Annotated in this window: 25 protein-coding genes and 3 pseudogenes; 7 read left to right on the top strand and 21 right to left on the bottom strand. The window is 61.6% G+C overall.

From position 1 onward, the window contains the following. The first annotated feature begins 80 nt into the window (after positions 1-80). Positions 81-365: a WGR domain-containing protein gene (locus J2X50_RS22395; protein WP_429098181.1), complete on the top strand. Its 285-nt coding sequence runs from the start codon at positions 81-83 to the stop codon at positions 363-365. Positions 366-411: 46 nt separating this feature from the next. On the opposite strand, the gene J2X50_RS22400 is transcribed toward J2X50_RS22395, so the two are convergent. From J2X50_RS22400 to J2X50_RS22445, 10 genes and pseudogenes are all read right to left on the bottom strand, one after another. Beyond that, entirely contained in the window at positions 412-576 is a 165-nt protein-coding gene (locus J2X50_RS22400; RefSeq protein ID WP_166016289.1) for a hypothetical protein, read from the bottom strand. A gap of 300 nt (positions 577-876) precedes the next feature. Next, the gene (locus J2X50_RS22405) at positions 877-1,185 is read right to left on the bottom strand and encodes a DUF736 domain-containing protein (protein ID WP_011578774.1); all 309 of its coding nucleotides are present in this window, start codon (positions 1,183-1,185) and stop codon (positions 877-879) included. 681 nt (positions 1,186-1,866) lie between these two features. Continuing rightward, positions 1,867-2,271 carry a type II toxin-antitoxin system VapC family toxin gene (locus J2X50_RS22410; protein ID WP_011578773.1) on the bottom strand — a complete coding sequence of 135 codons (405 nt, stop codon included), beginning with the start codon at positions 2,269-2,271 and terminating at the stop codon, positions 1,867-1,869. Next, positions 2,271-2,516 (bottom strand): type II toxin-antitoxin system VapB family antitoxin, encoded by a 246-nt coding sequence (locus J2X50_RS22415; protein WP_429098194.1) that lies wholly within the window; start codon positions 2,514-2,516, stop codon positions 2,271-2,273. The genes J2X50_RS22410 and J2X50_RS22415 overlap by 1 nt, the downstream gene beginning before the upstream one ends. A gap of 646 nt (positions 2,517-3,162) precedes the next feature. Beyond that, complete coding sequence (locus J2X50_RS22420) at positions 3,163-3,675, bottom strand: hypothetical protein (protein ID WP_429098184.1); 513 nt, start codon at positions 3,673-3,675, stop codon at positions 3,163-3,165. Further along, positions 3,672-4,115: a hypothetical protein gene (locus J2X50_RS22425; protein WP_429098186.1), complete on the bottom strand. Its 444-nt coding sequence runs from the start codon at positions 4,113-4,115 to the stop codon at positions 3,672-3,674. Before J2X50_RS22425 ends, J2X50_RS22420 begins: the two co-directional genes overlap by 4 nt. Continuing rightward, entirely contained in the window at positions 4,115-5,041 is a 927-nt protein-coding gene (locus tag J2X50_RS22430) for an ArdC family protein (protein WP_011578770.1), read from the bottom strand. The genes J2X50_RS22425 and J2X50_RS22430 overlap by 1 nt, the downstream gene beginning before the upstream one ends. 334 nt (positions 5,042-5,375) lie before the next feature. Then, the gene (locus J2X50_RS22435; RefSeq protein WP_026227914.1) at positions 5,376-5,963 is read right to left on the bottom strand and encodes a hypothetical protein; all 588 of its coding nucleotides are present in this window, start codon (positions 5,961-5,963) and stop codon (positions 5,376-5,378) included. A 482-nt stretch (positions 5,964-6,445) separates the two neighbouring features. Next, positions 6,446-6,769 carry a hypothetical protein gene (locus tag J2X50_RS22440; protein WP_011578768.1) on the bottom strand — a complete coding sequence of 108 codons (324 nt, stop codon included), beginning with the start codon at positions 6,767-6,769 and terminating at the stop codon, positions 6,446-6,448. Beyond that, positions 6,769-7,488 (bottom strand): annotated as a pseudogene (locus J2X50_RS22445) (DUF7007 domain-containing protein); the annotation flags it as partial. The gene J2X50_RS22440 and the pseudogene J2X50_RS22445, both read right to left, overlap by 1 nt. Between J2X50_RS22445 and repC the strand changes: the two are divergent. After that, positions 7,488-8,333: pseudogene (gene repC / locus J2X50_RS22450) on the top strand (plasmid replication protein RepC); the annotation flags it as partial. The pseudogenes J2X50_RS22445 and repC sit on opposite strands and share 1 nt — an antisense overlap. A 20-nt stretch (positions 8,334-8,353) precedes the next feature. Here the strand turns inward: repC and J2X50_RS22455 are convergent. Beyond that, positions 8,354-8,734, bottom strand: a complete 381-nt coding sequence (locus J2X50_RS22455; RefSeq protein WP_306041242.1) for a hypothetical protein — start codon at positions 8,732-8,734, stop codon at positions 8,354-8,356. Beyond that, entirely contained in the window at positions 8,731-9,414 is a 684-nt protein-coding gene (locus J2X50_RS22460; RefSeq protein ID WP_306041244.1) for a ParA family protein, read from the bottom strand. Before J2X50_RS22460 ends, J2X50_RS22455 begins: the two co-directional genes overlap by 4 nt. Positions 9,415-9,796: 382 nt before the next feature. Here J2X50_RS22460 and J2X50_RS22465 point away from each other — a divergent pair, with 382 nt between their 5' ends. Further along, entirely contained in the window at positions 9,797-10,267 is a 471-nt protein-coding gene (locus J2X50_RS22465) for a hypothetical protein (RefSeq protein WP_429098189.1), read from the top strand. Continuing rightward, positions 10,257-12,821 (top strand): relaxase/mobilization nuclease domain-containing protein, encoded by a 2,565-nt coding sequence (locus J2X50_RS22470; RefSeq protein WP_306041249.1) that lies wholly within the window; start codon positions 10,257-10,259, stop codon positions 12,819-12,821. The genes J2X50_RS22465 and J2X50_RS22470 overlap by 11 nt, the downstream gene beginning before the upstream one ends. Before the next feature lie 7 nt (positions 12,822-12,828). On the opposite strand, the gene J2X50_RS22475 is transcribed toward J2X50_RS22470, so the two are convergent. Continuing rightward, positions 12,829-13,044, bottom strand: coding sequence for a hypothetical protein (locus J2X50_RS22475; protein WP_306041250.1), 216 nt, complete (start codon positions 13,042-13,044; stop codon positions 12,829-12,831). A gap of 405 nt (positions 13,045-13,449) precedes the next feature. Here J2X50_RS22475 and J2X50_RS22480 point away from each other — a divergent pair, with 405 nt between their 5' ends. The 3 genes from J2X50_RS22480 to J2X50_RS22490 all read left to right on the top strand — a co-directional run bounded on the left by J2X50_RS22480 (position 13,450) and on the right by J2X50_RS22490 (position 17,312). Next, positions 13,450-13,770: a hypothetical protein gene (locus tag J2X50_RS22480; RefSeq protein WP_306041254.1), complete on the top strand. Its 321-nt coding sequence runs from the start codon at positions 13,450-13,452 to the stop codon at positions 13,768-13,770. After that, positions 13,754-14,167, top strand: a complete 414-nt coding sequence (locus J2X50_RS22485; RefSeq protein ID WP_306041256.1) for a helix-turn-helix domain-containing protein — start codon at positions 13,754-13,756, stop codon at positions 14,165-14,167. Before J2X50_RS22480 ends, J2X50_RS22485 begins: the two co-directional genes overlap by 17 nt. Before the next feature lie 688 nt (positions 14,168-14,855). Further along, positions 14,856-17,312 (top strand): GcvT family protein, encoded by a 2,457-nt coding sequence (locus tag J2X50_RS22490; RefSeq protein WP_306041258.1) that lies wholly within the window; start codon positions 14,856-14,858, stop codon positions 17,310-17,312. 20 nt (positions 17,313-17,332) lie between these two features. On the opposite strand, the gene J2X50_RS22495 is transcribed toward J2X50_RS22490, so the two are convergent. The 8 genes and pseudogenes from J2X50_RS22495 to J2X50_RS22530 all read right to left on the bottom strand — a co-directional run. Next, on the bottom strand, positions 17,333-17,536 hold the full coding sequence (locus J2X50_RS22495) for a hypothetical protein (RefSeq protein ID WP_306041260.1): 204 nt from the start codon (positions 17,534-17,536) through the stop codon (positions 17,333-17,335). A gap of 631 nt (positions 17,537-18,167) precedes the next feature. Further along, positions 18,168-19,349, bottom strand: a complete 1,182-nt coding sequence (locus J2X50_RS22500; protein ID WP_306041263.1) for an acetyl-CoA C-acetyltransferase — start codon at positions 19,347-19,349, stop codon at positions 18,168-18,170. A gap of 44 nt (positions 19,350-19,393) precedes the next feature. Next, positions 19,394-19,807, bottom strand: a complete 414-nt coding sequence (locus J2X50_RS22505; protein WP_306041264.1) for a Rid family hydrolase — start codon at positions 19,805-19,807, stop codon at positions 19,394-19,396. A 21-nt stretch (positions 19,808-19,828) separates the two neighbouring features. Further along, on the bottom strand, positions 19,829-21,826 hold the full coding sequence (locus J2X50_RS22510; RefSeq protein WP_370360448.1) for an acetoacetate--CoA ligase: 1,998 nt from the start codon (positions 21,824-21,826) through the stop codon (positions 19,829-19,831). A 97-nt stretch (positions 21,827-21,923) separates the two neighbouring features. After that, positions 21,924-22,826: a bifunctional methylenetetrahydrofolate dehydrogenase/methenyltetrahydrofolate cyclohydrolase FolD gene (gene folD, locus J2X50_RS22515; RefSeq protein ID WP_306041266.1), complete on the bottom strand. Its 903-nt coding sequence runs from the start codon at positions 22,824-22,826 to the stop codon at positions 21,924-21,926. Positions 22,827-22,829: 3 nt separating this feature from the next. Continuing rightward, positions 22,830-23,720, bottom strand: a complete 891-nt coding sequence (gene purU / locus J2X50_RS22520; protein WP_306041268.1) for a formyltetrahydrofolate deformylase — start codon at positions 23,718-23,720, stop codon at positions 22,830-22,832. Positions 23,721-23,795: 75 nt separating this feature from the next. Continuing rightward, positions 23,796-24,728 (bottom strand): electron transfer flavoprotein subunit alpha/FixB family protein, encoded by a 933-nt coding sequence (locus tag J2X50_RS22525; protein ID WP_306041270.1) that lies wholly within the window; start codon positions 24,726-24,728, stop codon positions 23,796-23,798. Between the two features lie 22 nt (positions 24,729-24,750). Then, a pseudogene (locus J2X50_RS22530) lies at positions 24,751-24,966 on the bottom strand (electron transfer flavoprotein subunit beta/FixA family protein); the annotation flags it as partial.

Below are 24,966 nucleotides of genomic sequence, written 5' to 3' on the forward strand. Positions count from 1 at the left end.
TCACCGGAATGAATCGGCCGTGGGCAACCGATTCATAGAAGTCGTTGGACCTTGAAATCGTAAAGCGCGATTCTGTCCCTATGATCGCGCAACCCTACCAGCTTTACGTCGAGCGGATGGATCCCACGAAGAACATGGCCCGGTTCTATGCCATGTCGATCGAGGCGACGCTGTTCGGAGACGTCTGCCTGACCCGCAGATGGGGACGCATCGGCGCGCGTGGGAAGATCATGCAACATCATTTCAACAAAGAGGAAGACGCGGTGCAGCTCTTTCTGGAGCTGCTGCGCAGCAAACGCACGCGCGGTTACGGTCCACGAACGGGCCGCCGGCCGCATGATCGCCGGGCTCGGCGAACCTCATAGGCCGGTCGATCCGGCTTATGAGGTTAGGTGTCAGGGCGAAAGCCCCCTAGAAAGGAGGCTCGGCGCTCATCAGCGCCTCCTGCTCGGCCCAGATGGCTTCACGCTCGGCCAGCGCCCTGGCAAGCTCCTCTTCGATCCAGCGACGCTCGTCCCGGCAGATCGCATTTCTGGCCTCGGCCCGAAGCTCCTCGATGTGTTGATCGATCGACATGTTCATCTCCTTGATGTTGGTGAAAGATGACACCGGCGGTCATGGTGGGCCGGAGGGGTCAAGGAGCGCGGCACGCGACCGGCGGAGCCGGCGAGTGGGGGAGCCGAAATGCGTCAGCATTTTGGGGGTACCACGAAGTCCTTGGGGCCTTCGGAACGCCATGGCATCCTCGGACGATCTGAGCAGACCTTCCCCAACCGGATGGCAGCAAAAAGCCGGGGCCAGGCTCGATGCCTGGTTCCGGCTTCTCTATAGCTGAGAGGAACCCCGCCTGTGCGGCGGGGTCCTCTGGCGGGATGCTCAGTCCCGGTTCGGGCGGGACCAGATCAGCTGCAGGCCTTCCTCGCCTTCCACCTCGATCAGGGTGGCGTAGATCGGAGCGGGGAAGCTCGGGTCGTCCAGCTTTACCGAGAGGTAGTCGCGGCCCTCTGCGGAGACTTTCTGCCAGGCGGCGCCGAGTTCGACATTGCCGGAGAAGATGCGGAAGTGCGGTCCCTTGTCGGAGGGGTTTTCGATGCGGACCAGCTTGGCCTTGACGTTGAGGTTGAGGGTCTTGATCGAGCCGCTGAAGCCGTTGCCCGTGGAAGCGAAGGTGCCGATGGTAGCCATGTGTCTCATTCCTTTGTTGCTCGGGCCGCGCCCATCGCGACCTCGATGACGGTCGGTGGACCGGAGGCGATCGACTGGCACCCGCAGGGCTGGAACAAAGTGGAAGGCGGCCGGGAGCGGCTTTCTTGGTCCGCGAGGAATGGCGGCGCAGCCGTCAGGGGAAGAAAGTCGTGAAGGCCGTTGCCGGGACAAGATCGAGAGCCCGCAATAGCGGGATCGGCCTTCGGTCAGACCAGTCACATCGAGGACGCAGATGGACGTGGCCTTTGTGGAAACCGGAATGAAGACCGGCGTTTCCGTCGACGGCGTCATACCACGAGCCAGAGGCTGTTCGGTCGAGAGCCCATCGCGGTCGCAGTCAAGCCACGCAGCGCCTCAGATCCCAAAGACAGGGACCGTTGCCCCATTGTCTCGCACCGGCTTCGAACGGTGACGCACCGGGAGATCAGCGAGACAAGCGCCCGACGCTACGCGCCAGGCTGACCCATGCATTGAACCGACGCTGCTTCTATGGCGCGCTATCGGGAGAGGCGACCGGCAATTTGCCTATCCTGGCTCTCGTTTCAAGCTGAATGGCTAACCGCCAGGGACGACCGTACAGGCGGGGTTCCGATCGCGGACCTGACAAACTACAGCGGGAAGGCGCGGCGCCTCCGGGTCCCGGGGCCGACCTGGCGCCCGTCAGGGAACCGTGGCGAGATCGGTTTGCCGAAACTCATCGGCCGTCGCCAGAATGGGCACCGCGAAATATTTCGCACAGGCGTAATGCAGGCAATCGCCGAGATTGAGGCCATGGCGGCCGGAGCGATACCGGTGAGCCGCCGACAGTGCCAGCCTGGTGGTCTCGGCTGCAGGCGGCAGATCCCGGACCTCGATCCCGCGCTCGTCGAGGAACTCGGCAACGATCGGCTCCACCTCCGATACCGAAAGACCAAACTTGTCGGGACGCGCAAGACCGAGCACCGCCTCAAGCACGGCGACCGGCGAGGTGAAGGCATTCTTCCCGGAAGCGATGGCATCGGAGACGCGGCCCGCTTCCGGTTCATCGGACAGCACGGCGATGATCGCGCACGCGTCGACGAACATCACTCCGATTCCCACATCTCGTCGAAAGCTTCGCGCGGGAGCGGCTTCTTCGCCGCCTTGCGCAGCGACACGCCATGCTTTTCACGAAGCCGTGCAGCCGTCTGAAGCGGGCTCTCGGCATCACGCCGGCGCTCGATCGCCTCCTTCATCGCGATGACGATCGCATCGGTGATGCTGACGCCGGCCATATGGGCGAACCTGCGCGTCAGCGCATCAGCCTCCGGGTTATTGACATTGATTGGCATGGGGCCTCCATGTAGATAGTTCTTGCCAGTAATGTAGATATTCTCGTCTACATTGACAAGATCGCCGATCTGGAAGGGAACAGCCGCGACGCCATCCTCGGCGTTGAAGGTAATCGGTCCGCTCTTTCGCTCCGTCGGCGTCGTCGCCAGACCGACGGCCCGGCTCCGCCTGATTTGCGGATCGTCGCACCAGCCCCAGATGACCTTTCTTCGGCCCCGGCGTCCGGACCGGGAGTCGGTCCCGCTCCGCGATCGACCGAGTGTAACCCACCCGTCGAACCGAAAGAGATTGCCGCTGTGGAGGGCGGCATCCTGATAGCTGACCGCCCAGCGGCAGCCGCGTGCGACAGCAATTGCCGGGAAGGCGAAGGATCGCCAGAGGCGCAGCGCCACGCGGCAGAGATCCGGTTTTGCTGCGCACAGGCGCGAAAGCTCGACTGCATCGTGCCGCGTCAAGCCGGCGACACGCTCACGTATGAGCGTGTCGGTCGCGACGACGGCAAGCAGCCGGCCCTCGTGGCGCAGGCCGTAGGACCAGCCGCGCGTCGGGCGGTGGATCTCGCCCATCCTGTGACCCTATAGAACGAGATGGGCGTTAAGCTCCTCGCGTGTGATGGGCCCGAACGTTACGGGGGCAAAGCCGGCCTCATACACCGCACATGCCCTCGCACTCATTCGGCCAGAGATCGAGCTGCCCGCGGTCAGCGGCGGTCGATAGATCGACGTCCTCGAGCGGCACGCAGGATCGATGCAGGTATACCTCGCCGCGAATGCCCCTGAGTCCTGTCCGCAGCGCCCGGTCGACCTCGACGGCGTCCTGCCATGCAACGGCATCCTGTTCGCGCATCGATCGCCATACGGCGTTGCTGTGAAACGGGCAGCCGATGCACGCGCTTTTCGGAGGATCGGGATAGTCGTGCCGACGCAGCCAGGCGAGGCAATCCCGCCTGCTCAAGCGCTTTTCGATCAGCGGGAAGCGCTTGACCTGCCACGCCTCGAAACTCGGCTTTGCCCGAACAATCTCGTCCGTCGAGATGCCTATCCAGCATTCGACGACCGGAAACGAGGGAGAGCGCTTGCGCGTCAGGCCCGCCAGCTCACGCACCTTCCGACGGATTGGAACAATCTTATAGTCCGTAGTGCACTGGCGACGGATCATGCCGATCGAGACGGTCTCCGTCGTCGTCTGGCGCGTGGCGACTTCGTGGCGACTTCGATGAGCTCGCCCTCGTCGTCCTCGTCAAAAACCGGGACCACCGCGCCTGCCGGCGTGACGGTCCTGGCGAAGGCGGGGATCGAGGCCCAGCGGTTGCCCTGCCCGGCCGCGATCAGCTGCTCGCGAATATTGCCGTCCGAGACAATATGGACCGGGAACGGCAAGACGTTCGGCGACATCAGCCATGCGAGATGATCGTAGACGGCCTGAGGCTCCCAGCCGGTATCAGCGAAAATAGCGCAGTCGGGCATGGGGCCGATCTCGCCATGGGCCGCCATCAGAGCGAGTGTGGTGGATTGCACGCCAGCGCCAAGCGATAGCGCGCGCAAGCGGAGCGGGGAAGGCTCAGCGCCCTCCCCCATGATGTTCGGAGAATGCAGCATCACGCCGCCTCCGCGACCTGCGTCGCACCCGGCTGGAGATCGTGCAGATAGTTGACGGCGCGCTGGGCATGCGCCGCCGCGGCGAAAATGAAGCGCTTCTCGTTCTTGAGAATTTCAAGCCAGCTGGCCAAATAGCTCGCGTGATCCGGCCTCGGCTCCAGTTCAGGGACGATGCCGAGGTCGGCCGCCAGGAAGCAGCCGCCCAAATCCGCGACCAATTCTTCGTGCGCCCTGAAGGAGCGATCCTTGTGATAGCGGGAGAGATTGCGATCAAGCCGCTTTTCCGAGCCGACCCAATGGGTCATCTCGTGCCCGAGCGTGGCGTAATAACTCGGAGCATCGCGAAAGCTCTCGAAGGGCGGCATCTGCACGATGTCGAGCGCCGGATTGAAAAACGCCTTGTCGCCGCTGTGACGGATGACAGCGCCGGTATTGGTGAAGAAGGCATCGGCATGCTCGATGCGCTCGACCGGATCGGCCACCGGCGCGGGATTGCCGTAGTACTGCGCCGGCAGGTCGTCGATCTGATCGGCGCAGAACACGGTATAGGCCTTGAGGAAGGGAATGCCGCGTTCGACTTCCTCGCCTTTCGCGTCGGTTTCTGTGCGGGTGAAGCGGCTGGCGTAGACGACCATCGATCCGGTCTCGCCCTTGCGGACATGACCGCCCAGTTCAACGCTCTGCTTGAACGTCATCCATGTGGGCGAGACGAACCCCCGCGCCACCGCCTCCGACCAGAGAAGCAGCGTGTTGATGCCCTGATACGGCAGTCCGTTGTGGCGCAGCGGCCGCGTGATGCGACCCGTCGTATTCCCAGCATTCCATGGCTGAACCCACGGACGCACGCCCTTTTCCAGCTCTGCGACGATGCGGTCGGTGATCTTCGCGTAGATATCGACGCGGGGCTTGCTCTCTTTCCTGCTCATTTTCCAAAACCTCCATTCAAGGCCGCGCCAGTCGCGGCCGTCACGAGGTCCGCAGGCGCAGGACCGCAGGTTCGCGAACCCGCTCGAGAGCAATCGGAAAAAGGATAGATGTCGGTTGCGGGCCGCAACGTCAGTGAAGGACGGCGCAGCCGTTTCGCGGGCCGAGGACCGAAGCAGGACCAACATTCGTGACGGCCGCGACTGGCGCGGCCTGCAGGATCGTTTTCATTTGTCGGGTTTCCTTGGCGACGCACATGCGAAAAGGCCGGTGTCCGCAAGGACACCAGCCTCGATGGGAAGATGAGGGCGGAGCCGAAGCTCCGCCCGGGATTGGCTAGCCGAGCGCCGCCATCTGGAGGTCGGCCGCCTGCCGGCTGACGGTCTGGCCGGGATTTTCGACCTGACGCTCGTAGGGCTTCCAGGTCTCGCCGACGATATGCTCGTAAGCGGCGACGGCACCCTCGGCGGCCATGCGCAGGGCGTGGGACTGAAGCCCCATGTCGGCCGCGAATTCGCGCTTGCGCTGGGCGTTGCTGTCGAAACCGACCGGTCCGTCCAGATCCTCGTCGCGGATGTCGTTGGCGAGCTTGGCCGTGGCGTCTTTCGCCTCGGTGACGGCCTTGGAGTAGAACTGACCTGCCCCGTAGGCGGAGCCGACATAGGAGCCGACGATCCGCTGCAGGTGAATCTGCATCGCCTTGTCGGAAAGCCCCTCGGAGAGGGTATCGGCGCCTTCGATCAGGCTGCGCTGGTGGAAGTCGCGGATGCCGTCGCTGTCGAGGACCGGAAGGCCGAAACTTTCGGAGATGAGCGCGGCCTGGTTGCCGTCAGGGCAGCAAAGCCGGACCATTTCGAGGGTCGTGCCCTTGCGGAGCGGGACGATGCGGGCCTTGGACTTGGGGGAGCGGGTTGAACTGGACATTGAGCTTACCTTTCTAGCGATGCCCTTCAGGTGATCCGGCCCTCGGCCGGTCTTTCCTGCGGGTGCGGTCGAAAGGAACCAGCGGAAGCTGGACGCTTCAGGGTCCGGACCCTGCCAGGCGAGCGAGGCCGGCTTGCGGACAAGCCGGGGCCAGTTCTTCACTGGTCCCTGCGCGGGACGCGGGCCGGCCTTGCCGAGATCGGCGGGGTTCCGGCCGCTCCGCGGCGCGATAGCGGCCTTGAAGGGGCCAGCCGCTGGTTCAGACCGCAACAAACCCGCCGGGAAGAGCGGCGAGGGATGGTCTGTGACACCGGCATGCAGACCGGTAAGCGCCCGGTCGACCCGCACCGCCATGGTGTTTCATGGCCAGCCGCGCTGCCGAAGGTCATCCACGATTTGCCGGGAGCGATCTGGTCACCATGGTTGTAACCAGCATCATCGCCACGAATGAATGTCGTACCGCGGCGAGAACGACATCCGCGTCACGCACACAGTTCTTCCGGGTCGAGCTGCGCCCGCAATGCCGTGATAGTGCTTTCCTGGCGTGCCAGTTTACGGGTCAAGGCGTCGATTTCCGGCTGACGTTCCGCCGTGATCGCAGCCAGATTGGCACGATACCGTTCGAGGAATGCGCCAGGGTCTGGTGACTTCCCGCGCCGATACGTGGTCTGGCGCGGATGCAGTTGCGGGATCAGCGCTGCCATGCGCCGCGTGATCTGCCGGTCGATCATGTCCAGCTGACGCTGGATTTGCCGGCGAGCTTCCTCCATGCGAAAGAGCCGCGCTCGGCGACCTCGCGCGACCATTACGCTGGTCTCCCCTGCCAGCCGACAAAGCTCGAAGGCCCGCCATAGACGGCGTGTCGCTCCGGATCGATGATGAAGCCGAAGCGGCCGACACGATATTCAACCGAAGGAACGAGGAACCGGCGTTCCTCGCTACCCGGCCCGCGTTTACCGCCGGGGGTGGCGATTACTTCGGTGAAGCCGGGTTGGTGGTCGCAGATGATCGCCCAGATGACGATCCAGTCGTCGCGGTGCTGCGCGAAGAATGCACGTTCGTCCTTCGTCCAGGATTCACCCGCACCAAGCACATTGCCGGTGATCGCCTCCCACGCATCCGGGAAGCTGTCCTTCATCGTCTTTTCCGCAGCCCGGCGCTCGAAAGCGGTGAACAAATGCGGAAAGCTGAAGGCGACGATCGCCCAGGCCTCATCCTCCTCATAGGCCCCGCCGGCGACGCGGATCGACGGATGAACCTTGCGGTTGCGGTCGGGCGAAAGAAGGAAGCCGCCATGGCCAGCCGTCGAGTGGAAGACAATGCCGTCAGCATACACGGTCGCCCCCTGTGACGGACCCCATGGTGTACTCGCCGTGGATCGCTCCTCGCGTCGGCCGAGGGCGATCTTCTCGCGCTGGTGTTCGGCGTTTTCCAGAACCTTTGTCCGGAAGGCGTTCTCATCGGCAAGGTCGCCGCCATGACCGTAGAAGTCGCTCCGCGTCCAGTCGGCCATGGGCCGCCGGATATGCGCATCGCAGCCGGGGAGGGGAGATCGAGGCCGCATTTGGCTTCAGCCTTGCACCTCTGCTCGCTCGGGCGACCGAGCTTGCGAACCTGGCGCAGCAGGTCGCCGCCGAGCGTCTTCGCTTCAAGCGCGCCAAGGAGGCGTTGTCGCTTTGCCGGCGCGACGTCCGCAAGCTCATCTCGGCCGCCATGGAAGAGGGCGCGGATGGCGATTGGGCGACGATCGAAGCCATGTTCATCGGCCTCCTGGACCGCCTCCCACGCTCACCAAGCCGCGAAGTCGTCGATACGGTGCTCGATGAAATGGAGCTTTTGCGCGAGGAAATCATCAACCGCTTGGAAATTCAGGTAAAACCAGAAAAAACGGACGTCAATGATGACCATGACGGTCGTCACATACAGAATTCAAAACCCGAATCCTTCCATGAACTTGAACCTCGCTCCGAAAAAGAGCAGGGCGAGATGCTGAGCGAAAAACCGAAACGGATTGCCGAACCGCTGAAGGCATTCCCGTTACCGTTGGTGCTGAGGGCGTGCCCGCAGATCGCCCACTACACATCGGGCGGCCGGATCGAGAGTTGGCGCGACCTGATGGCGGCCGCCGTCGTGATCCGGTCGATGCTGGGGGTTAGCCCGTCGGCCTATCAGGAGGCGTGCGAGGTGATGGGGCCCGAAAACGCCGCGGTTGCTATTGCCTGCATCCTGGAACGGGCCGAGCACATCAAATCGGCCGGCGGCTATCTGCGCGACCTCACCCGGAAAGCGGAGCTCGGCGAATTCGGGCTTGGGCCGATGCTGATGGCCGCGCTGAGGGCGAATGGCGGAGGCGAGAAGCGAAGCGCATGATCTCCCATCCTCCTTCCGTGTCAGGTAATATCGGGGATCCGATCTGCGATTTTCACGAGATAGTCGTCGATCGCCTCCTCGATGTAGGAATTGAACTTGCGGCGCTCGATGGCGGCGAGGATCTTCAGCGTCTTGTGGACGTCGGCGCGGATATGGATTCCGGTCGTGACTTTCTCGGTGTCGCGGTAGCGTTTGCCGGCGATGGGATCGCGGCTTTCACCCTTCGCGACCAGATCGCGGAACTGCGTCCTGCTGACTGGCGGTGTTGACAATTCATCGTCGTCGTCTTCAGCCTTCGCCTGGGGAGGGGAAACCATGGGCTTTTCGCGCACGGATGGGCGATCGCGTCCGGTCGAGATCAGCCCGAGGACGAGGTTCTTGCTTTCCGATCCGCTGCTCATTGCTTCGCCTCGCTGGCCATCGACCTATAGAGGGAGAGCAGCTCGGCAAGCAGCGTCTCCATTTCCGCGATCGCCTTCGGATCGGATCTGGCGACGGTCTGTAGCGTGCCGGCCGAGCCGATCGCCTGGTATGAGGCACGCCGCGCGATTGGCCGAGAGGCGAGCGCCACACCGCTCTCGCGCAGGATTTCCCGGAGCGGCTCATGTGCCTTTGCCCGGCCGGTCACGAGATCGTGCTGGTTGATCACGATCATCGCCGGAAGCTTTCGTTTCTGGTCCTCCTCGACCACTGGAATATGGTTCAGCGCAAGCTGCATGCCGGCGACCACGTCGTCCTGTGTGGTCTGCAGCGGGATGAGCACGATGTCGGCGCAGTAGAGGCCGGCGAACAGATTTTCGTTCGTAGTTCCCTCGATATCGACGAAGACGATCTTGCCCTCTCCCTGGCGCTGCAGCGCGATCTTGTAGATCGCGTTCGGATCGAGGCAACTTTCCGCTTCAAGCCGATCCGGCCAAACGCCCATCAGTTTCGACATCGAAACCCATCGCATTGTGTTGGCTCGGCTATCGGCGTCAACGAGATGCACATCGTTTCCAGCATGGGCGGCCGTGCCGGACAGGGCGCGGACGAGTGTGGTTTTTCCGGTTCCACCTTTCGGGTTGGCGATGGTGACGATCATCACAGCTCCTTCGTTAAGAGGAAACTATAGTTAATTCCTTCGTCCTCTTTCCGCAATGAAATCATTGCCCGTTGTTCGTTGACGATTGATGAGTGACGATTGATGACTGCCCACTGATAACGACCAACGGTGAACGGGCAATCATCAATGGCCGTTGATAATGCTCAATCACGGCGTTGCTAACTATCAGTGAGTAACGGGTAATTGCCGGTTAACCGCGCTGTCACGGTTAACGAGAGCGTCAACAACGGGCAATTGTTCACGCGGAAGCGCTGAAGCGGGTGGGTGTTGCTCGCGGAGGCTGGGTCGAGAGTGCCTGTCTAGTAGGGGTTGGTATGCTGAGTAAAATATAGTTTAGTTTTGTATGGCAGGATAGTCAAGTTTGTGGTACAAACTCGACGTCGCCCCGCCTCCGGCAGGGCAGTGGTTCGCGCCTCTGGCGCTCCGGGTCGCCTCCGGCAACCTGGCAAGCGGGAAGGAAGTCATGCGAAGCGAAGTGGTCAGGGTTCGTCTTCAGCCGGAGGAGCGCGAGGCGCTCGCCGCGCTTTGCGGCGAAAACCGCAAGGCGAGCGACGTCATCCGGCTGCTGTTTCGCGAGCAGGCGGGCCTTCCACTACCCGTTGGACCGGTGGAGGCGGAGGCACTGCGCGGCACCAATGAGGAGCTGCGGCGTATCGGTGTCAACCTCAACCAGGCGGTAAGGGCGATGAACGAGGGGCGTGTCGGCTACGAACCTCATCTCGATGCTGCCCTTCGGTATCTTCTCGACGGCGTGTTTCGGCTGCGGGCGGACGTCGACCTAATGCTGCGGATCAGCCGCAAGGAGCGAAGGGGAGGCCATCATGGCGCATGATTGGTCCGGGCTGCTCGGCGCGATCGAGGCGTATTCTGTTCGTCGAGCGTCGTCGCTGATCGATGAGGACGAGGAGCTGCGCCGGCGACGTTCGGCCGCTCTCAGAATAGAAAGTCAGGCGCCAGAGCAGCGCTTCATGCCGACAGGGATCGCGAGCAAGGCGCGGCGGAGCGCCGTTCCGGCGAGCGGACCGACGATCGCTTCCATCCTGCAGCCGCCGCAATCATCGCAGCGAGGCGTGATCGCGCTGGTCGGGGCGTTGGGCGCTCAGCGCGATCGCGACGACGACGACGAGAACTTGCGTTCAACTGGTGGGGGAGGGGGCGGCGGCGGCGCGTCCAGCGCGGCTCGTCTGGACTTACCGGCACGCATCGTCAGGGAGCGATCGGCCGTGGAGGCAACGAGCCGTGCAGCGATCGCCGCAGGTGCGCAGCCGGTTGTGATTAAGGTGACGTCGACCGTGTCCAGCCGGGCGTCGGCCGCCGGCCTGATGACCTACCTGGGAACACGCGAAGTCGAAAAGGAGAATGGCGAGAAGGGCAAGACCGATATTCCAATCTACGATCAGGATGGGCTTGCCATCGCCAGCCGCGAGGACCGGGCTGCGGCACTGGAAACGTGGAGCGCGAACTTCCGCGAGGCCTATGCGGTCAACGCGCTCGCGACCTTTTCCATAAACCTTGCCGACGTGGTCGACGATGACGTGCTTCACGATGCCCTGAACACGGCCTTCGGATCGAAGCCGTTCCTCTATTCCAGGCATCTGGGCGGGAAGGTTTCCGTCTATGCGGTGACCGACCTGCCGGCGAAGAGAATTGCCAGCGCGCTGAGGGCACGCGAAAAGGCGGAGGGGCCAGGCCGCGCTGTCGAAAATGCGGAAGGCGATTTCGCACGCCGGCTGGCCGAGGCTGGCGTTACCGCTGAGGTCCGCATTCTCGGCGCGGCCGTCTCGGAAAAGTCCGGCCGCTATTTCCTCGAAAAGTTCCTGCGCACCGAAAAGGCCATCACCACCAGCGAAGGCGATCCGGTCAAAGGCGGTGCGAGCGTCAAAGCACGGGCCGATGGAGTCTGGCAGGCCTGGTCCTCGCACATCCGAACTGTCGAGCCGCGCAACGCCTTCCATGTCATCTTCTCGGCGCGCGCTGGAACCGATCCGGAAGCGATGAAGCGCGCTGTCCGCGACTTTCTCAGCGAGCAGGTCGCCGGGCATCGCTGGATCACCGCTCATCACCCCGATACCGGCCATGTGCATGTCCATGCGATGATCTCGGCTCGCGACGACGTCGGCAAGGCGCTGCGGCTGACCAAGCCGGAGCTCTACGAATGGCGCGAGCGGTTTGCGGCCAAGGCGCGCGAGCACGGCATCGCCATGGTTGCCACCCGACGCGCGGACGTGGCGGCGACGCGTCCCTATAGCCAGGCACAGGCGGGCGCCTACGAGCGCGGCAGGAGCGACCCCCGCTATCTCAAAACGCCGACCGTGAACAACCGCGTCGAGCGCAAGCGGGCGGGTGTCGTCGATCGCGCCTCCCTCACAAGCGGCAATTTGGCTCTCGCCCCGACATGGCAGGCGGCCGCGAGCGCCCTGAAGCGTGCCGGCGCGGAGCCTTCCGTGATTGCGGCGGCCGACCGCTTTGCAACCGCGGCAACCGCGCAAGCACCGCAAGCTGTTGCGCGTGCCAGTGGCTTCGTCCTGCTCCGCGTGGAAGTCGAACAGACCATGGAGCGGGAGACTGTGGCCGTCATTGTCGAGGGGGCTCTCGGCGTCGAGGCGAAGTCGATCTCCGCCGAGGGCAAGAGCGTCCAGGTGCTGGCGCCCACGACCGCGAGCGTCAGCAAGATCGAGCGCGAGCTGGCCGGACAGAACGAGGAGTTCGGCCCTGGTTCCGAGTCGCGGTCCGTTGCCCAAAGTTTCCGGGCGCGGCTGCTGGCGCATGGACTGCGCGCCACCGTCGTCGTCGAGGCGGCCGGCTCCGCGAAGCACGGCGCGCCATCACCGTGGCTTCAGAAGCGCTTTGATGCCGTCGCGCATGCGACCGAAACATCGGCGGAGAGGCCGTTCGTCTTGTCCAAGAGCGTCATCGTAACCATTCAACAACGGAAGGAGAAAAACATGGCTCTCTCACTCGAGCAGTTCGATGAGCGCGTCTCTAAGGCGAACAAATCCATGGATCGCCTGGAGACGATGGTGGATAGCAGCGCCGAGCGCCAGGCCGTCGAGGAGATGCGGCAGGAGATCTCGGCACTGTTTGCCGAACAGCGTCGTGACATCCAGATGCAGCAGATGCGGTCGGCCGCGGACGCGGCTGGGGAGGCGGGGACGCCGCCGACTGCCCGTGCGGAGGAACCTCGCACGCAGGACCGGGCGGCCCCGACGGTCGATCCGGCGATCGCCGACCAGCAACAGGCTATCGCGACCGGACGCGCCACACGCGCGGCGCGTGAACAGGCCGGCGCTGCCAAGAATGCGCAGGGCGAGCAGCGCCAGCAGATCCTGCGGCAGGCCGAGCAGGAGCGCCAGCGCGGCAACGACCGGGACGGCGCCGAACGGTGACCTCGCGCTAGTCCTCTGTCAGACCGTCGAAGACCTCCAGCAGGGCGTCGACGATGGCCTGGCCCATGGCGTTGGCGGATTCGGCGATCCGCTCGTCGCCCTCGTCTCGGGCGGCGAGCAGGTCGCCGCCTTGCATTGCGACGATCGCCTTTGCCCGTTCGATGGCCCAAAGGGCGAAATCGCTGCGGCTGGAAATCGTCATTGTCTCGGCGCTCTCGTCCATGACGTTCACTTTCGATCCGTACAGCACAACCCGCTGTCAGTTTCTCTCGCGATGAAATCCAGCCATATCGCTGAGCGGATATCGGGGGAACCATCCTCAGCACTTATCGACTGAATTCATTCGGAATTTCTACTCTGAGTGTTTGCACCGCGCCGCGTGATCGCCTAGACTCACCGGTGAAGCAGTCACGCACTGCTTTGGGGCGTGAGAACCCCTCGTACAGCGGCGCTAGTGCGGCCGTTAACGCGCTCTCCGATCACTGGTCGGGGAGGCGTCTGCGTATGTCCAAGGCGAAAGCCCAAAGGCCGGCGCGACCTCCTGTACGAGGTTTCTCAACTCCCCGATCACCAGGGGTCAAAGAGCAGACGCGGGGGCGTACCGCGATCTGCTCTTGGAGGAAACCGAGTGTCAGAAGCACCCTCCTTCACATTCTTCACCTATTCGCCCGACGTCGAACCATTGGAAGCGCGCTGGCGCGATGACGGTATTGGCGACGCGTTCTTTGCCAGCGCCAAGAATGCTCGCGACGCCATCATCGAGTTGCGCGAGGTGGTTGCCCAGGAGCCGGATCAAGTCGTGCCATCGATGCGCCTCGAGCGGATCGAGACGGTTCCGGTGACGCAGGAGGCGATGCTCGCGCTGCTCAACGAAGGGGTGGGCGCGATCGTCAAGACCTACGATATCGTCGAGACGATCGAGGGAGGCGCGCATGGCGAAAGCGCCTGATCCCATCGACGTCGAGGTTGGCGCCAAGATCAAGGCACGGCGCCGGCTGCTCGGCATGAGCCAGGACACGCTGGCCGCTAGACTCGGTGTCACCTTTCAGCAGGTCCAGAAATACGAAAAGGGGAGCAACCGCGTCAGCGCGAGCCGCTTGGTGGTCATCGCGAACACGCTCGGTCTTCCGCCGTCCTATTTCTTCCGCGCGGAGGCGGGGGAGGCTGCCTTCGATCCGCCGTCGGCGGCGCCCGAGCTGGTCAGCTTCATCGCGACCAACGAGGGACGGGATCTGAATGTCGCGTTCGCGCGGATTTCGTCGACGACCACACGGCGGAAAATCGTTGGCCTTGTCACCGCGCTCGCGGCCGCCCTCGAAAGGGATGCAGGCGATTCCGGCGTTTAACTACGGGCGAAGCCTTGAAGATTTGTGCGATGCAACATAGATTATAAGTGTCGGAGCCGCACTCCTCCTCCCAGCGGTTTTCGGCTGCTGACAATGCACCTCCTCCCGTGTTGTCAGCCGTAATAGAAGCCCGGTGCACCTCCCCCCGCGCCGGGCTTTTTTCATGTGCGCCGACGGGCGGTCTCGTCCTGCTCGCCGAAGGCGGTCCTTGGCTGGCCGCGGTGGATGGTTAGAGAGAGGAGGGGGCTCGCCTCCTTGTCGACTGTGACGGCGGCCGTCTGGTCTCGAATGTGGCCATCATGATTGCCGGCGTTGTGGAGATTGCGCACCCCCCGGATCGCCCGTCGCTAAAATCATCGAAGAAGGTGCTGGCTTTGGGTCAATACTCCTCCGGAGCTTTAGACGGGTCGTCTCCAAAGTTTCGTCACTCAGTCGCATTTCCAGCTTAGGAAAAGCGTAACCCTCAACGCATCGCTTTTTAGATGCCCAAAAGTTCATAAACTCGGCATATTTTCTGTAGAGTTTCAGTCTGGCTGTGATATGACTCTTTTGAGGCGGGCCGGCTTGAACGTCGGCGCCCCGACGTGACCGATTACCTACCTTCCATGACTCTCGAGCCCCTTAAGTGCGACAGTGGGCAGAACATGAGCATAGGGGGAGGGAGCTCAAAATCTAAGAGGACATTAGAATGGATATCCCATCAAAGGCAGACGTCGTCATCGTCGGTGGCGGTATTGCGGGCTGCTCGATAGCTTATCATTTGACCAAGCTAGGCATTACTGACGTGGTCCTTTGTGAGCGACGTCAACTCACGAGTGGAACAACTTGGCACGCCGCGGGCCTCGTGACCCAACTCCGGGCGACACAGCGCATGACGGAGCTTGCACAGTACACTGGAGAGCTCTTCGGGCGGCTCGAGGAAGAAACTGGTCAGGCGACGGGCTTCAAGCAGAACGGCTCCTTGCGTCTTGCAAAGACGCACGCTCGCTACGAGGAGTTGGCCCGCGGTGCGTCGATGGGAAGGAATTTCGGCCTGCCTGTGGAGGCGTTGAGCGTCGATCAGATCAAAGAGCGTTGGTCGCCAATTAGCACGGAAGGCCTTGTGGGCGGCTTCTGGTTCCCCAACGATGGGCAGGTCAACCCTGCCGACGTAACGATGGCCTACGTCAAGGGAGCGCGCCAAGGCGGCGCCAAGATCCTCGAAAACATCAAGGTGACACAAATCCTCACCGAGAGCGGCAAGGCCGTCGGCGTAATGACCGAGCAGGGACCAATCTCCGCCAAAAAGGTGGTAATTGCAGGCGGAATGTGGTCCCGTGACCTCGCAGCCCAAATCGGCGTGACGATACCTTTGCATGCTGCAGAACACTTCTATGTGGTAACTGAGGCCATCCCCGACCTGCCGCGAAACCTTCCGGTCATGTTCACGGCCGATGAGTGGGCTTACTACAAGGAAGATGCCGGCAAGCTTCTTGTTGGCTTCTTCGAGCCGGGCGCCAAGCCGTGGGGTCAAAAGGGCATTTCCGAAAGCTTCTGCTTCGACACGATTCCCGAGGATTTGGAACACATTAGCCCCTATCTTGAAATGGCTATGGAGCGCGTTCCTGTCCTGCAGGAGACTGGCATCCAGCTCTTCTTCAACGGTCCCGAAAGTTTCACTCCCGACAATCGCTACCATCTTGGTGAGACATCGGAAATCGATGGCCTTTTCGCCGCGACCGGCTTCAACTCCATCGGGATCCTTTCATCAGGTGGTGTCGGGAAGGCAATGGCATCATGGATCGCTGAAGGCCGTCCCCCGGTCGAACTGCTGGATGTCGACGTTCGCCGAACGCAATCGTTCCAGCGAAACAAGAAGTATCTTGCAGATCGCTCCGTCGAGACCATTGGCACGCTGTTCGACATGCATTGGCCGGGGAAGCAGTTCGAAACCGCTAGAGGCGTTCGCCGCTCGCCGTTCCACGACCGCCTGTTGGCATCGGGTGCATTTATGACCGAACTCGCAGGATGGGAACGCCCTGGCTTCTATGGCACCGTAGAAGAGCTCGCCAACATCGAATATTCGTATTCGAAGCCGAGCTGGTTCGACAATGTCGCGGCTGAGTGCGCTAACACGGCCGAGAACGTTTCGCTCTTCGACCATAGCTGCTTTGTCAAATATATGGTCGAAGGCCCGGACGCTCTAAAGTCCCTGAACTGGATCAGCGCGGCTGAATGTGATGTGCCGGTCGGCAAGATTGTTTACACCCAGTGGCTAAATGAGAGCGGTGGTATCGAAGCCGACGTAACTATAACCCGACTGGCAGAGCAGTCCTTTATGGTTGTTACCGTGGCTGCTTCTCAGCGACGCGATATTGCTTGGTTCAAGCGACGTGTGCCTGTTGGCGCTCAGGTATACATTACAGATGTCACCTCAGGACTCGCGATGCTCGCGCTTTGGGGCCCCAAATCCCGCGACCTTCTCGCGAGTGTCTCGTCGGATGATTTCTCGAACGAGGCCTTCCCGTTTGGCACGAGCCGCGAGGTAGATCTTGGCTACGCACGCGTCCGTGCCAGCCGGTTGACGTTCGTCGGCGAACTGGGTTTCGAACTCTACATTCCTAGCGAGATGGCTGCCCATGTGTATGACGTTCTCACGGAAGCCGGCCGAGATTTCGGGCTTAAGAACGCTGGGTTTTTCGCACTGAATTCCATGCGAATGGAGAAGGGTTATCGTCACTGGGGCCACGATATCGGCGAGGAGGACACGCCGTTGCAAGGTGGCGTGGCGTTTACGGTAGCGCTGGACAAACCAGGTGGGTTTATCGGTCAAGATGTTCTGGTTCGCCAGAAGGCGGAGGGCACGCTGAAGAGGCGCCTTGTGCAGGTTAAAGTCGCCAGTGAGGGCGGCGAGACACCGCCGATGTTGTTCCACCACGAACCGCTCATGCGTGATGGCGCAATCGTCGGCTCGATTATGTCGGGGGCCTACGGGCATCGCGTCAAGGCTTCGCTGGGCCTTGGTTATGTCTCTCTCGACGAAGGCGTGACCAAGGAATGGCTGGCCAGTGGCAAATGGGAGGTCGAGGTCGCGCTAAAACGCTACCCAGTCGAGGTTCAACTCGGCGCTTGGTACGATCCACGCGGTGAGAAAGTGAAGAGATAGTAGTTGGTTGTGGCTGGAACTTACATGTACCAGCCACAACTAATGACCAGGGTCTTAACGGACACCCCGATGACCAAGGTTTTAGTTCGACGGATGCAAGGCTCAATGCCCCTGGGTTCGAGTTGCTGGCGGAACCAAGCACTGTCGTAGCCGCGGTCGGCGATCAGGCCTAGAGCGGGCGGCAGGGCATCGAGCGCGAGACGAGCGCCCTTGTGCTCGCTCATATGCAAAACCTGCCTTTGCCCCAAGGGCCGTAGCAGGGGGCGCCGATCTTCTCGGCCTTGCATGGGACGATCGGCTTCGGGCGCTTCGATTGGCAAATCAAGGGCGATCGTACGAGTTGAAACTTGGAGAATTCGTTCCTCTGGAAGAGCTAAGGCAGACAGGCGCACCAGCCCTTAGAACTTGTCGTTCCAGTAAATCCCTTGGTCCTCGAGAATCTGGAAACGTTTTTGATACGTTCCACCGCAATCTTTCCACGCTTCATCAGCATATACGAAATAAGTGCTTCAAGAAGTGCAATGGTGGGAACGATTGAGGTATAGTACGATGAGTTTGTCGACGGAACGATTAGGGTCGCCGCCGAATTTTTCGAGATTGGTGCAAGCGATTGTCGGCAATCGCCACGATGAAGCACCGTTGGATCTCGCCAGTGCTGTGAGGCTGACAGTGTCCAACGGGTAGGGATCGAAACTGATGACAAGCAGTGCGTCATCCTTTCCTATGCCAAAAACATCGAATGCCAACATACCGCGTTGGCCCTCCACAAGGATTACTTGATGAGGACACCTTCGGTGAACTTAGCCAAGCGCACTATGATGTCGGGTCGCCTACTCCAAAAAAATAGATACATTTCTACACGCTCTCGACGCACATCGCCACGCCCATGCCGCCGCCGATGCAGAGCGTGGCGAGACCCTTCTTGGCGCCGCGGCGCTTCATCTCGAAGAGGAGCGTGTTGAGGATGCGGGCGCCGGACGCGCCGATCGGGTGACCGATGGCGATGGCGCCGCCGTTGACGTTGACGATGGACGGATCCCAGCCGAGGTCCTTGTTGACCGCGCAGGCCTGCGCGGCGAAGGCCTCGTTGGCCTCGACGAGGTCGAGGTCGCCGATCTTCCAGCGGGCGCGCTCCAGCGCCTTGCGGGAAGCCGGGATCGGGCCGGTGCCCATGATCTTCGGGTCGACGCCGGCCGTCGCCCAGGAGACGATGCGGGCGAGCGGCTGGATGCCGCGGCGGGAGGCTTCCGCCTCGCTCATCAGGAGCGCCGCAGCGGCGCCGTCATTGAGGCCGGACGCGTTGGCGGCCGTGACGGTGCCTTCCTTGTCGAAGGCCGGTCGCAGCTTGCCCATCGAATCGAGCGTCGCGCCATGGCGGATATATTCGTCGGCATCGACAGAGACGTCGCCCTTGCGGCCCTTGACGATGAAGGGAACGATCTCGTCCTTGAAGCGGCCTTCCTTCTGGGCGGCCTCGGCCTTGTTCTGCGAGGCGACGGCGAAGGTGTCCTGCTCGTCGCGGGAAAGCTGCCACTGCTTGGCGACGTTCTCGGCGGTGATGCCCATGTGGTAGCCGTAGAAGGCGTCGGTCAGGCCGTCCTTGATCATCGTGTCGATCATCTTGAAGTCGCCCATCTTCACGCCGCCGCGCAGATGCGCGCAATGCGGCGCCATGGACATGGATTCCATGCCACCGGCGACGATGATGTTTGCGTCGCCCGCGGCGATCTGCTGCATGCCGAGCGCCACGGCCCTAAGGCCCGAGCCGCAGAGCTGGTTCATGCCCCAGGCGGTCGCCTCCTGCGGCAGGCCGGCCTTCATGGCGGCCTGGCGGGCCGGATTCTGGCCTTCGCCGGCCGGCAGCACCTGGCCGAGGATCACCTCGTTCACCTCGCCCACTGCCACGCCCGCGCGCTCCAGAACCGCCGAAATGACCGTCGCCCCGAGTTCGTGGGCAGGCGTGTTGGCGAACGCTCCGTTGAAGGACCCGACCGCAGTGCGGGCGGCGCTGGCGATGACGACGGACGGAAATGACATTTCGGGTTTCTCCCTACGGTATGATGGCACAGCGAATTGTGGAGCTACCTGCCGCGACCGTGCCGGCTGTTGAACGCTTCAACCCGCGTCGGCAACTTTGCGATCGCGGAAATCTCAACGAGCGCCTCTCCAGAAACAAATGCGTCGACCTGAAGTATGGTTGTAGCAGGGCGCACATCGCGAAACACATCCCCGTGGACGCGCCCAACTGCTTTCCAATCGTCAATATTCTTCAGATAGATTTTCGTCTCGACGACGTGCCGGGTGTCACCACCGAGTTCCTGGAGCGTGGTTCCGATCGTGGCGAAAATCGACGCAGCCTGTTCTTCCGCCGTTTTCAAGGTTGGTTCCGTCGCCGTCGTTCCAGAAATGTAGATCGTGTCGTCTGTCCGGATTGCGCGAGAGTAGCCAATGGTTTTTCCCCACGCCGATTTTACGTCAGCTCGCCTGCGTCCCATGAGTTCTGTCCTTATAGTTCGTCAATATTGAAGGCTCGGAATCGCTTCGAAGAAATGAAGTGATTCTGGATTGGACAAAGCCTCTTTGTTCTTGACTGGGCGGCCGTGCACAATTTCGCGCACAGCCAGTTCAACGATCTTTCCGGACTTCGTACGCGGAATGTCGGGAACCCCTACAATTTTCGCCGGCACATGGCGAGGCGACGCGCCGGTTCGAATTTTCGTGCGGATCTTTCTCTCGAGTTCTTCGTCCAGCGCCTTGTTCGTCGCGAGACGGACGAAGAGGACAACACGCACATCGCCATCCCAGTCCTGGCCAATGCAGAGGGCTTCGACAACCTCCTCAAGCTGCTCGACCTGGTTGTAAATCTCTGCCGTACCAATGCGGACTCCGCCGGGGTTGAGTGTCGTATCTGACCGCCCGTGAATTATAATCCCATCGTGACTGGTCCACTCGGCAAAATCCCCGTGACACCACACGTTCTCGAACCGTTCGAAATACGCCGCGCGGTACTTATCCCCTTCGGGATCATTCCAAAACATCAGGGGCATTGCCGGGAAGGGTTTGGTGCATACCAGTTCTCCCTTTTCACCGCGGACGGTCTTGCCGTCATCATCCCAGACATCCACGGCAAGTCCGAGTCCAGGCCCTTGTAACTCACCCGACCAGACGGGCTTTACAGGATTGCCGAGAACGAAGCACGAAACGATATCCGTGCCGCCAGAAATCGAAGCCAGATGGACATCGCGCTTAATCGCCTCATAGACATAAGCATAGCCTTCCGGTGCAAGCGGAGAGCCGGTCGACGCAATCGTTCTTAAAAACGGAAGGTGATGCGAGTCCTTCAGGAGGAAATTGCCCTTGCGCAACGTTTCGATGTACTTCGCCGAAGTGCCAAAAAAGGAAAACCGCTCATCCTGCGCATAGTCGAAAAGTACGTTGCCATTCGGAGCGAAGGGCGAGCCATCGTAGAGGCAAAGTGTCGCCTGGCTCGCCAACCCGCTTGCCAGCCAATTCCACATCATCCATCCGCATGTTGTGAAATAAAATATGCGTTCTCCGGGTCTGACGCCGCAATGAAGGCGCTGTTCTTTAAGGTGCTGAAGGAGAGTTCCACCGGCCGAATGCACAATGCATTTCGGAACGCCGGTGGTGCCCGAGGAAAAGAGAATGTAGAGCGGATGGGAGAATGGGACCTGTTCGAACTTGATCGCTCGTACTTTGAATTGCGCGGCGATATCTTCCCAGGTCAACGCGTTTGAAAGGGTCGCTGCCACTTCTGCGGCGTTACCCAGATAAGAGATGACGAGCACAGGAACATTTAGGGCGCTGGATACGGCCCTGACCTTGGCAGAAACGTCCTGCTGCTTGCCGTTATACCAGTAGCCATCGCATGCAATGAACAGCTTCGGCTCAATCTGACCGAAGCGGTCAAGAACGCCCTGTTCGCCAAAGTCTGGCGAACAGGAGGACCAGACCGCACCGATCGACGCGGTAGCGAGCATGCACGCGATGGCCTCGGGCATGTTGGGCATCATCGCGGCGATACGATCGCCCTTTTCGATTCCCATCGCCGCGAAGACCTGCTGGAGGCGTGAGACCTCCCTGCGAAGCCGGTCCCACGACCAACGGTACTCAACCTTGTCTTCGCCTCGGAAAACCAGGGCGTCTTCGTCACCGGCCCGTGTGAGCAGGTTTTCAGCGAAGTTGAGGGTAGCATCCGGGAAAAACCGTGCCCGGAGCATGTCGTCGCCATTGAGCAAGACGCGGTCGCCGCGGTCGCCTTTGACGCCGCAGAAATCCCAGATCGCTTCCCAGAACTCGGCAGGCTTTGACACCGACCACGCAAAGAGATCCTCATATTCGGCGCCTGATACAAGGCCCCTCTCGGCGCACCACAGTTGAAACTCATGTAGCGGCGAGGTGCGTTGAGATTGTTCCGAAGGTGTCCATAGCGGCATCTCGGTCAGTGAGGCCGTTGAACTGCCGTGACGCGTTTGCAAGTGGCCGCCTGTCATGTGCTTCACTCCCTCTATGCTAGTTGGAACGACCTAAGGCAGTATGCCTGCCCCTTGGTCCGAGCGGCGGTATCGTCGACCTTTGGACTTGCTGCGGTTAAAGTCTCAGCGTTGCCAGCCCATAGGCTCGCTGCGCCGCGATGACCGTGTTCGCCATGAGCATGGCGATCGTCATCGGGCCAACGCCGCCCGGAACTGGCGTTATTACGCCAGCGAGCTTGGCAATCTCGTCAAAGGCGACGTCGCCGACGAGGCGGGACTTGCCCTCACCTTTCTCCGGCGCCGGAACGCGGTTAATACCGACATCGATGACGGTCGCGCCGGGCTTCACCCAGTCGGCCTTGACCATTTCCGCGCGGCCGACGGCGGCGACGAGGATATCGGCGTTGCGGCACACGGCCGGCAGATCCTTGGTGCGCGAATGCGCCGTCGTCACTGTCGCATTGGCGGCGAGCAGCAGGGCGGACATCGGCTTGCCGAAGAGATTGGAGCGGCCGATCACCACGGCGTTGAGGCCGGAGAGATCGTCGCCATGGGTGCGGCGCACGAAGACCATAGCGCCGGCCGGCGTACAGGAAACGAGGCCGCCATCGAGATCGCCCGTCGCCACCTTGCCGGCATTGACGACATGCAGGCCATCGACGTCCTTATCCGGCCGGATTGACTGGATGATCGGATCGGCATCGAGGTGTTTCGGCAGCGGCAGCTGCACGAGGATGCCGTGGATGCTTTCGTCGGCATTCAGCGTCTCGACCAGACGGGCAAGCTCTTCCTGCGTCGTCTCCTCCGGCAGCGTGTGCTGGATGGAGTTGAAGCCGCATTCCTTGGCCATGCGGCTCTTGGAGGAGACATAGGCATGGCTTGCCGGATCATTTCCGACGATGACGACGGCAAGGCCCGGCTTGACGCTGGCGTCCTTCTCCAGGGCGGTGGTGACCGACTTCACGGCCTCAGTCACGGAAGCGGCAACCTGCTTCCCATCGATAATGGTTGCGCTCATCGATCAGCCCATGCGTTCGGAAGCGTAGGAGCCCGGGGACGGCGGGAAGACGATGGTCTTGTTGCCGTTCATGAAGGTGCGGTGGTGGATATGCGCATGCACGGCACGGGCCAGAACCTGGCTTTCCACATCGCGGCCGATCGAGACATAGTCTTCCGCCGACTGCGCATGCGTGATGCGCGCCACGTCCTGCTCGATGATCGGACCCTCATCGAGATCCGCCGTGACATAGTGCGCCGTGGCACCGATCAGCTTCACGCCGCGCTCGAAGGCCTGCTTGTAGGGGTTGGCGCCCTTGAACGACGGCAGGAACGAGTGGTGGATGTTGATGATGCGGCCCGACATCTTCTTGCAGACGGCATCCGACAGCACTTGCATGTAGCGGGCGAGAACGATCAGCTCGGCGCCCGACTGCTCGACGACTTCCATCAGCCGCGCCTCGGCCTGCGGCTTGTTTTCCTTGGTCACCTTGATGTGGTGGAAGGGGATGTCATGGTTGACGATGACCTTCTGGTAATCGAAGTGGTTGGAGACGACGCCGACGATATCGATCGGCAGCGCCCCGATCTTCCAGCGGTAGAGCAAGTCGTTGAGGCAGTGGCCGAAGCGCGACACCATCAGCAGCACCTTCGTCCGCTTGTCGCCCTCGTAGAACTGATGCTCCATATCGAATTTCTTCGCGACTGGGGCGAATTGGTCGACGATTTCTGCTATCTCTGTTCCCGCTTCCGAAATGAAGCTGATCCGCATAAAGAATTTGTCGGATTCGAGGTCGTCGAACTGAGAGCTGTCGACAATGTTGCAGCCCTTTTCAGCGAGATAATTTGAAATCGCCGCAACTATTCCCCGTGTGGACTTGCATGAAACAGTGAGTACGGTGTTACGTGGCGTCACAACTGATGTCCTTTTTTCCTAAACTGACATGAGAGGTTGGCGACCTCTTGCAAACATAACCCGGTCCAGTCGCGTTCAGATGGCTTTTTCCATTTCAGGAAGGATCTCGAAGAGGTCAGCGACGAGGCCATAATCGGCCACATGGAAGATTGGTGCGTCCTCGTCCTTGTTTATGGCGACGATGACCTTCGAATCCTTCATGCCGGCAAGGTGCTGGATCGCACCGGAAATTCCACAGGCGATGTAGAGCTGCGGAGCGACCACCTTGCCCGTCTGACCCACCTGCCAGTCGTTCGGGGCGTATCCGGCATCGACGGCCGCGCGGCTGGCGCCGACTGCCGCACCGAGCTTGTCGGCGAGGGGAAGGATCACTTCCTTGAAGTTTTCCGCCGAACCCAGCGCCCGCCCGCCGGAGACGATGATCTTCGCTGACGTCAGTTCCGGACGGTCGGACGAGGACAGGGCGTCGGAAATATATGACGAGAGATCGGAAGAAAGAGCTGCCGTCGAGATCGGCTCGACGGCAGCAGGTGCGCCTTGGGAGGCGGGGGAAAACGAGGTCGTGCGCACGGTGACCACCTTCTTTGCGTCGGTGGACTGAACCGTCTGAATGGCATTGCCCGCATAGATCGGACGCTTGAACGTGTCGGCCGAGACGACATCGACGATCTCCGAGACCTGCGCGACGTCGAGCAGGGCGGCAACGCGCGGCAATACGTTCTTGCCGACCGAGGTCGCGGCCGAGACGATGGCGTCATAGCTGCCGGCAAGCGACACGATGAGCGCTGCCAGGGGCTCGGCGAGGTTGTTGGCAAGGCTTGCGTCATCGGCAAGCAGAACCTTGGAGACGCCCGAGAGCTTGGCAGCGGCATCAGCAGCAGCCTTGGCGTTGCTGCCTGCGACGAGCACATGCACGTCGGAACCGATCTTGCTCGCTGCCGTCAGCGCCTTGGCAGTCTGGTCGGAAAGGGTAGCATTGTCGTGGTCTGCCAGAAGAAGAATGGCCATTGTCGTGTTCTCCCTTTCCTTCTTAAAGCACGCCGGCTTCGGTCTTGAGCTTTTCGACGAGCTCGGCGACCGACTTGACCTTGACGCCCGCCTTGCGGCCCGACGGCTCCTCGGTCTTCAGCACCTTCAGCCGCGGGCTCGTATCGACGCCGAAATCGGCCGGCGACTTCTTGTCGAGCGGCTTCTTCTTCGCCTTCATGATGTTCGGCAGCGACGCATAGCGCGGCTCGTTGAGGCG

This window comes from Aminobacter sp. BE322, from assembly GCF_050433525.1.
Taxonomy (GTDB): Bacteria; Pseudomonadota; Alphaproteobacteria; order Rhizobiales; family Rhizobiaceae; genus Aminobacter.

Bases quoted from the DNA above. Each gene is read 5' to 3' on its own strand.
- J2X50_RS22470 (WP_306041249.1), top strand. From the start codon at position 10,257: ATGGCGCATGATTGGTCCGGGCTGCTCGGCGCGATCGAGGCGTATTCT.
- J2X50_RS22430 (WP_011578770.1), bottom strand. From the start codon at position 5,041: ATGAGCAGGAAAGAGAGCAAGCCCCGCGTCGATATCTACGCGAAGATC.
- J2X50_RS22485 (WP_306041256.1), top strand. From the start codon at position 13,754: ATGGCGAAAGCGCCTGATCCCATCGACGTCGAGGTTGGCGCCAAGATC.
- J2X50_RS22435 (WP_026227914.1), bottom strand. From the start codon at position 5,963: ATGTCCAGTTCAACCCGCTCCCCCAAGTCCAAGGCCCGCATCGTCCCG.
- J2X50_RS22490 (WP_306041258.1), top strand. From the start codon at position 14,856: ATGGATATCCCATCAAAGGCAGACGTCGTCATCGTCGGTGGCGGTATT.
- J2X50_RS22460 (WP_306041244.1), bottom strand. From the start codon at position 9,414: ATGATCGTCACCATCGCCAACCCGAAAGGTGGAACCGGAAAAACCACA.
- J2X50_RS22505 (WP_306041264.1), bottom strand. From the start codon at position 19,807: ATGGGACGCAGGCGAGCTGACGTAAAATCGGCGTGGGGAAAAACCATT.
- J2X50_RS22455 (WP_306041242.1), bottom strand. From the start codon at position 8,734: ATGAGCAGCGGATCGGAAAGCAAGAACCTCGTCCTCGGGCTGATCTCG.
- J2X50_RS22400 (WP_166016289.1), bottom strand. From the start codon at position 576: ATGTCGATCGATCAACACATCGAGGAGCTTCGGGCCGAGGCCAGAAAT.
- folD (WP_306041266.1), bottom strand. From the start codon at position 22,826: ATGAGCGCAACCATTATCGATGGGAAGCAGGTTGCCGCTTCCGTGACT.
- J2X50_RS22420 (WP_429098184.1), bottom strand. From the start codon at position 3,675: ATGATCCGTCGCCAGTGCACTACGGACTATAAGATTGTTCCAATCCGT.
- J2X50_RS22510 (WP_370360448.1), bottom strand. From the start codon at position 21,826: ATGACAGGCGGCCACTTGCAAACGCGTCACGGCAGTTCAACGGCCTCA.
- J2X50_RS22495 (WP_306041260.1), bottom strand. From the start codon at position 17,536: ATGAGCGAGCACAAGGGCGCTCGTCTCGCGCTCGATGCCCTGCCGCCC.
- J2X50_RS22410 (WP_011578773.1), bottom strand. From the start codon at position 2,271: ATGTTCGTCGACGCGTGCGCGATCATCGCCGTGCTGTCCGATGAACCG.
- J2X50_RS22405 (WP_011578774.1), bottom strand. From the start codon at position 1,185: ATGGCTACCATCGGCACCTTCGCTTCCACGGGCAACGGCTTCAGCGGC.
- J2X50_RS22500 (WP_306041263.1), bottom strand. From the start codon at position 19,349: ATGTCATTTCCGTCCGTCGTCATCGCCAGCGCCGCCCGCACTGCGGTC.
- J2X50_RS22440 (WP_011578768.1), bottom strand. From the start codon at position 6,769: ATGGTCGCGCGAGGTCGCCGAGCGCGGCTCTTTCGCATGGAGGAAGCT.
- J2X50_RS22415 (WP_429098194.1), bottom strand. From the start codon at position 2,516: ATGCCAATCAATGTCAATAACCCGGAGGCTGATGCGCTGACGCGCAGG.
- J2X50_RS22525 (WP_306041270.1), bottom strand. From the start codon at position 24,728: ATGGCCATTCTTCTTCTGGCAGACCACGACAATGCTACCCTTTCCGAC.
- J2X50_RS22395 (WP_429098181.1), top strand. From the start codon at position 81: ATGATCGCGCAACCCTACCAGCTTTACGTCGAGCGGATGGATCCCACG.
- J2X50_RS22425 (WP_429098186.1), bottom strand. From the start codon at position 4,115: ATGCTGCATTCTCCGAACATCATGGGGGAGGGCGCTGAGCCTTCCCCG.
- J2X50_RS22475 (WP_306041250.1), bottom strand. From the start codon at position 13,044: ATGGACGAGAGCGCCGAGACAATGACGATTTCCAGCCGCAGCGATTTC.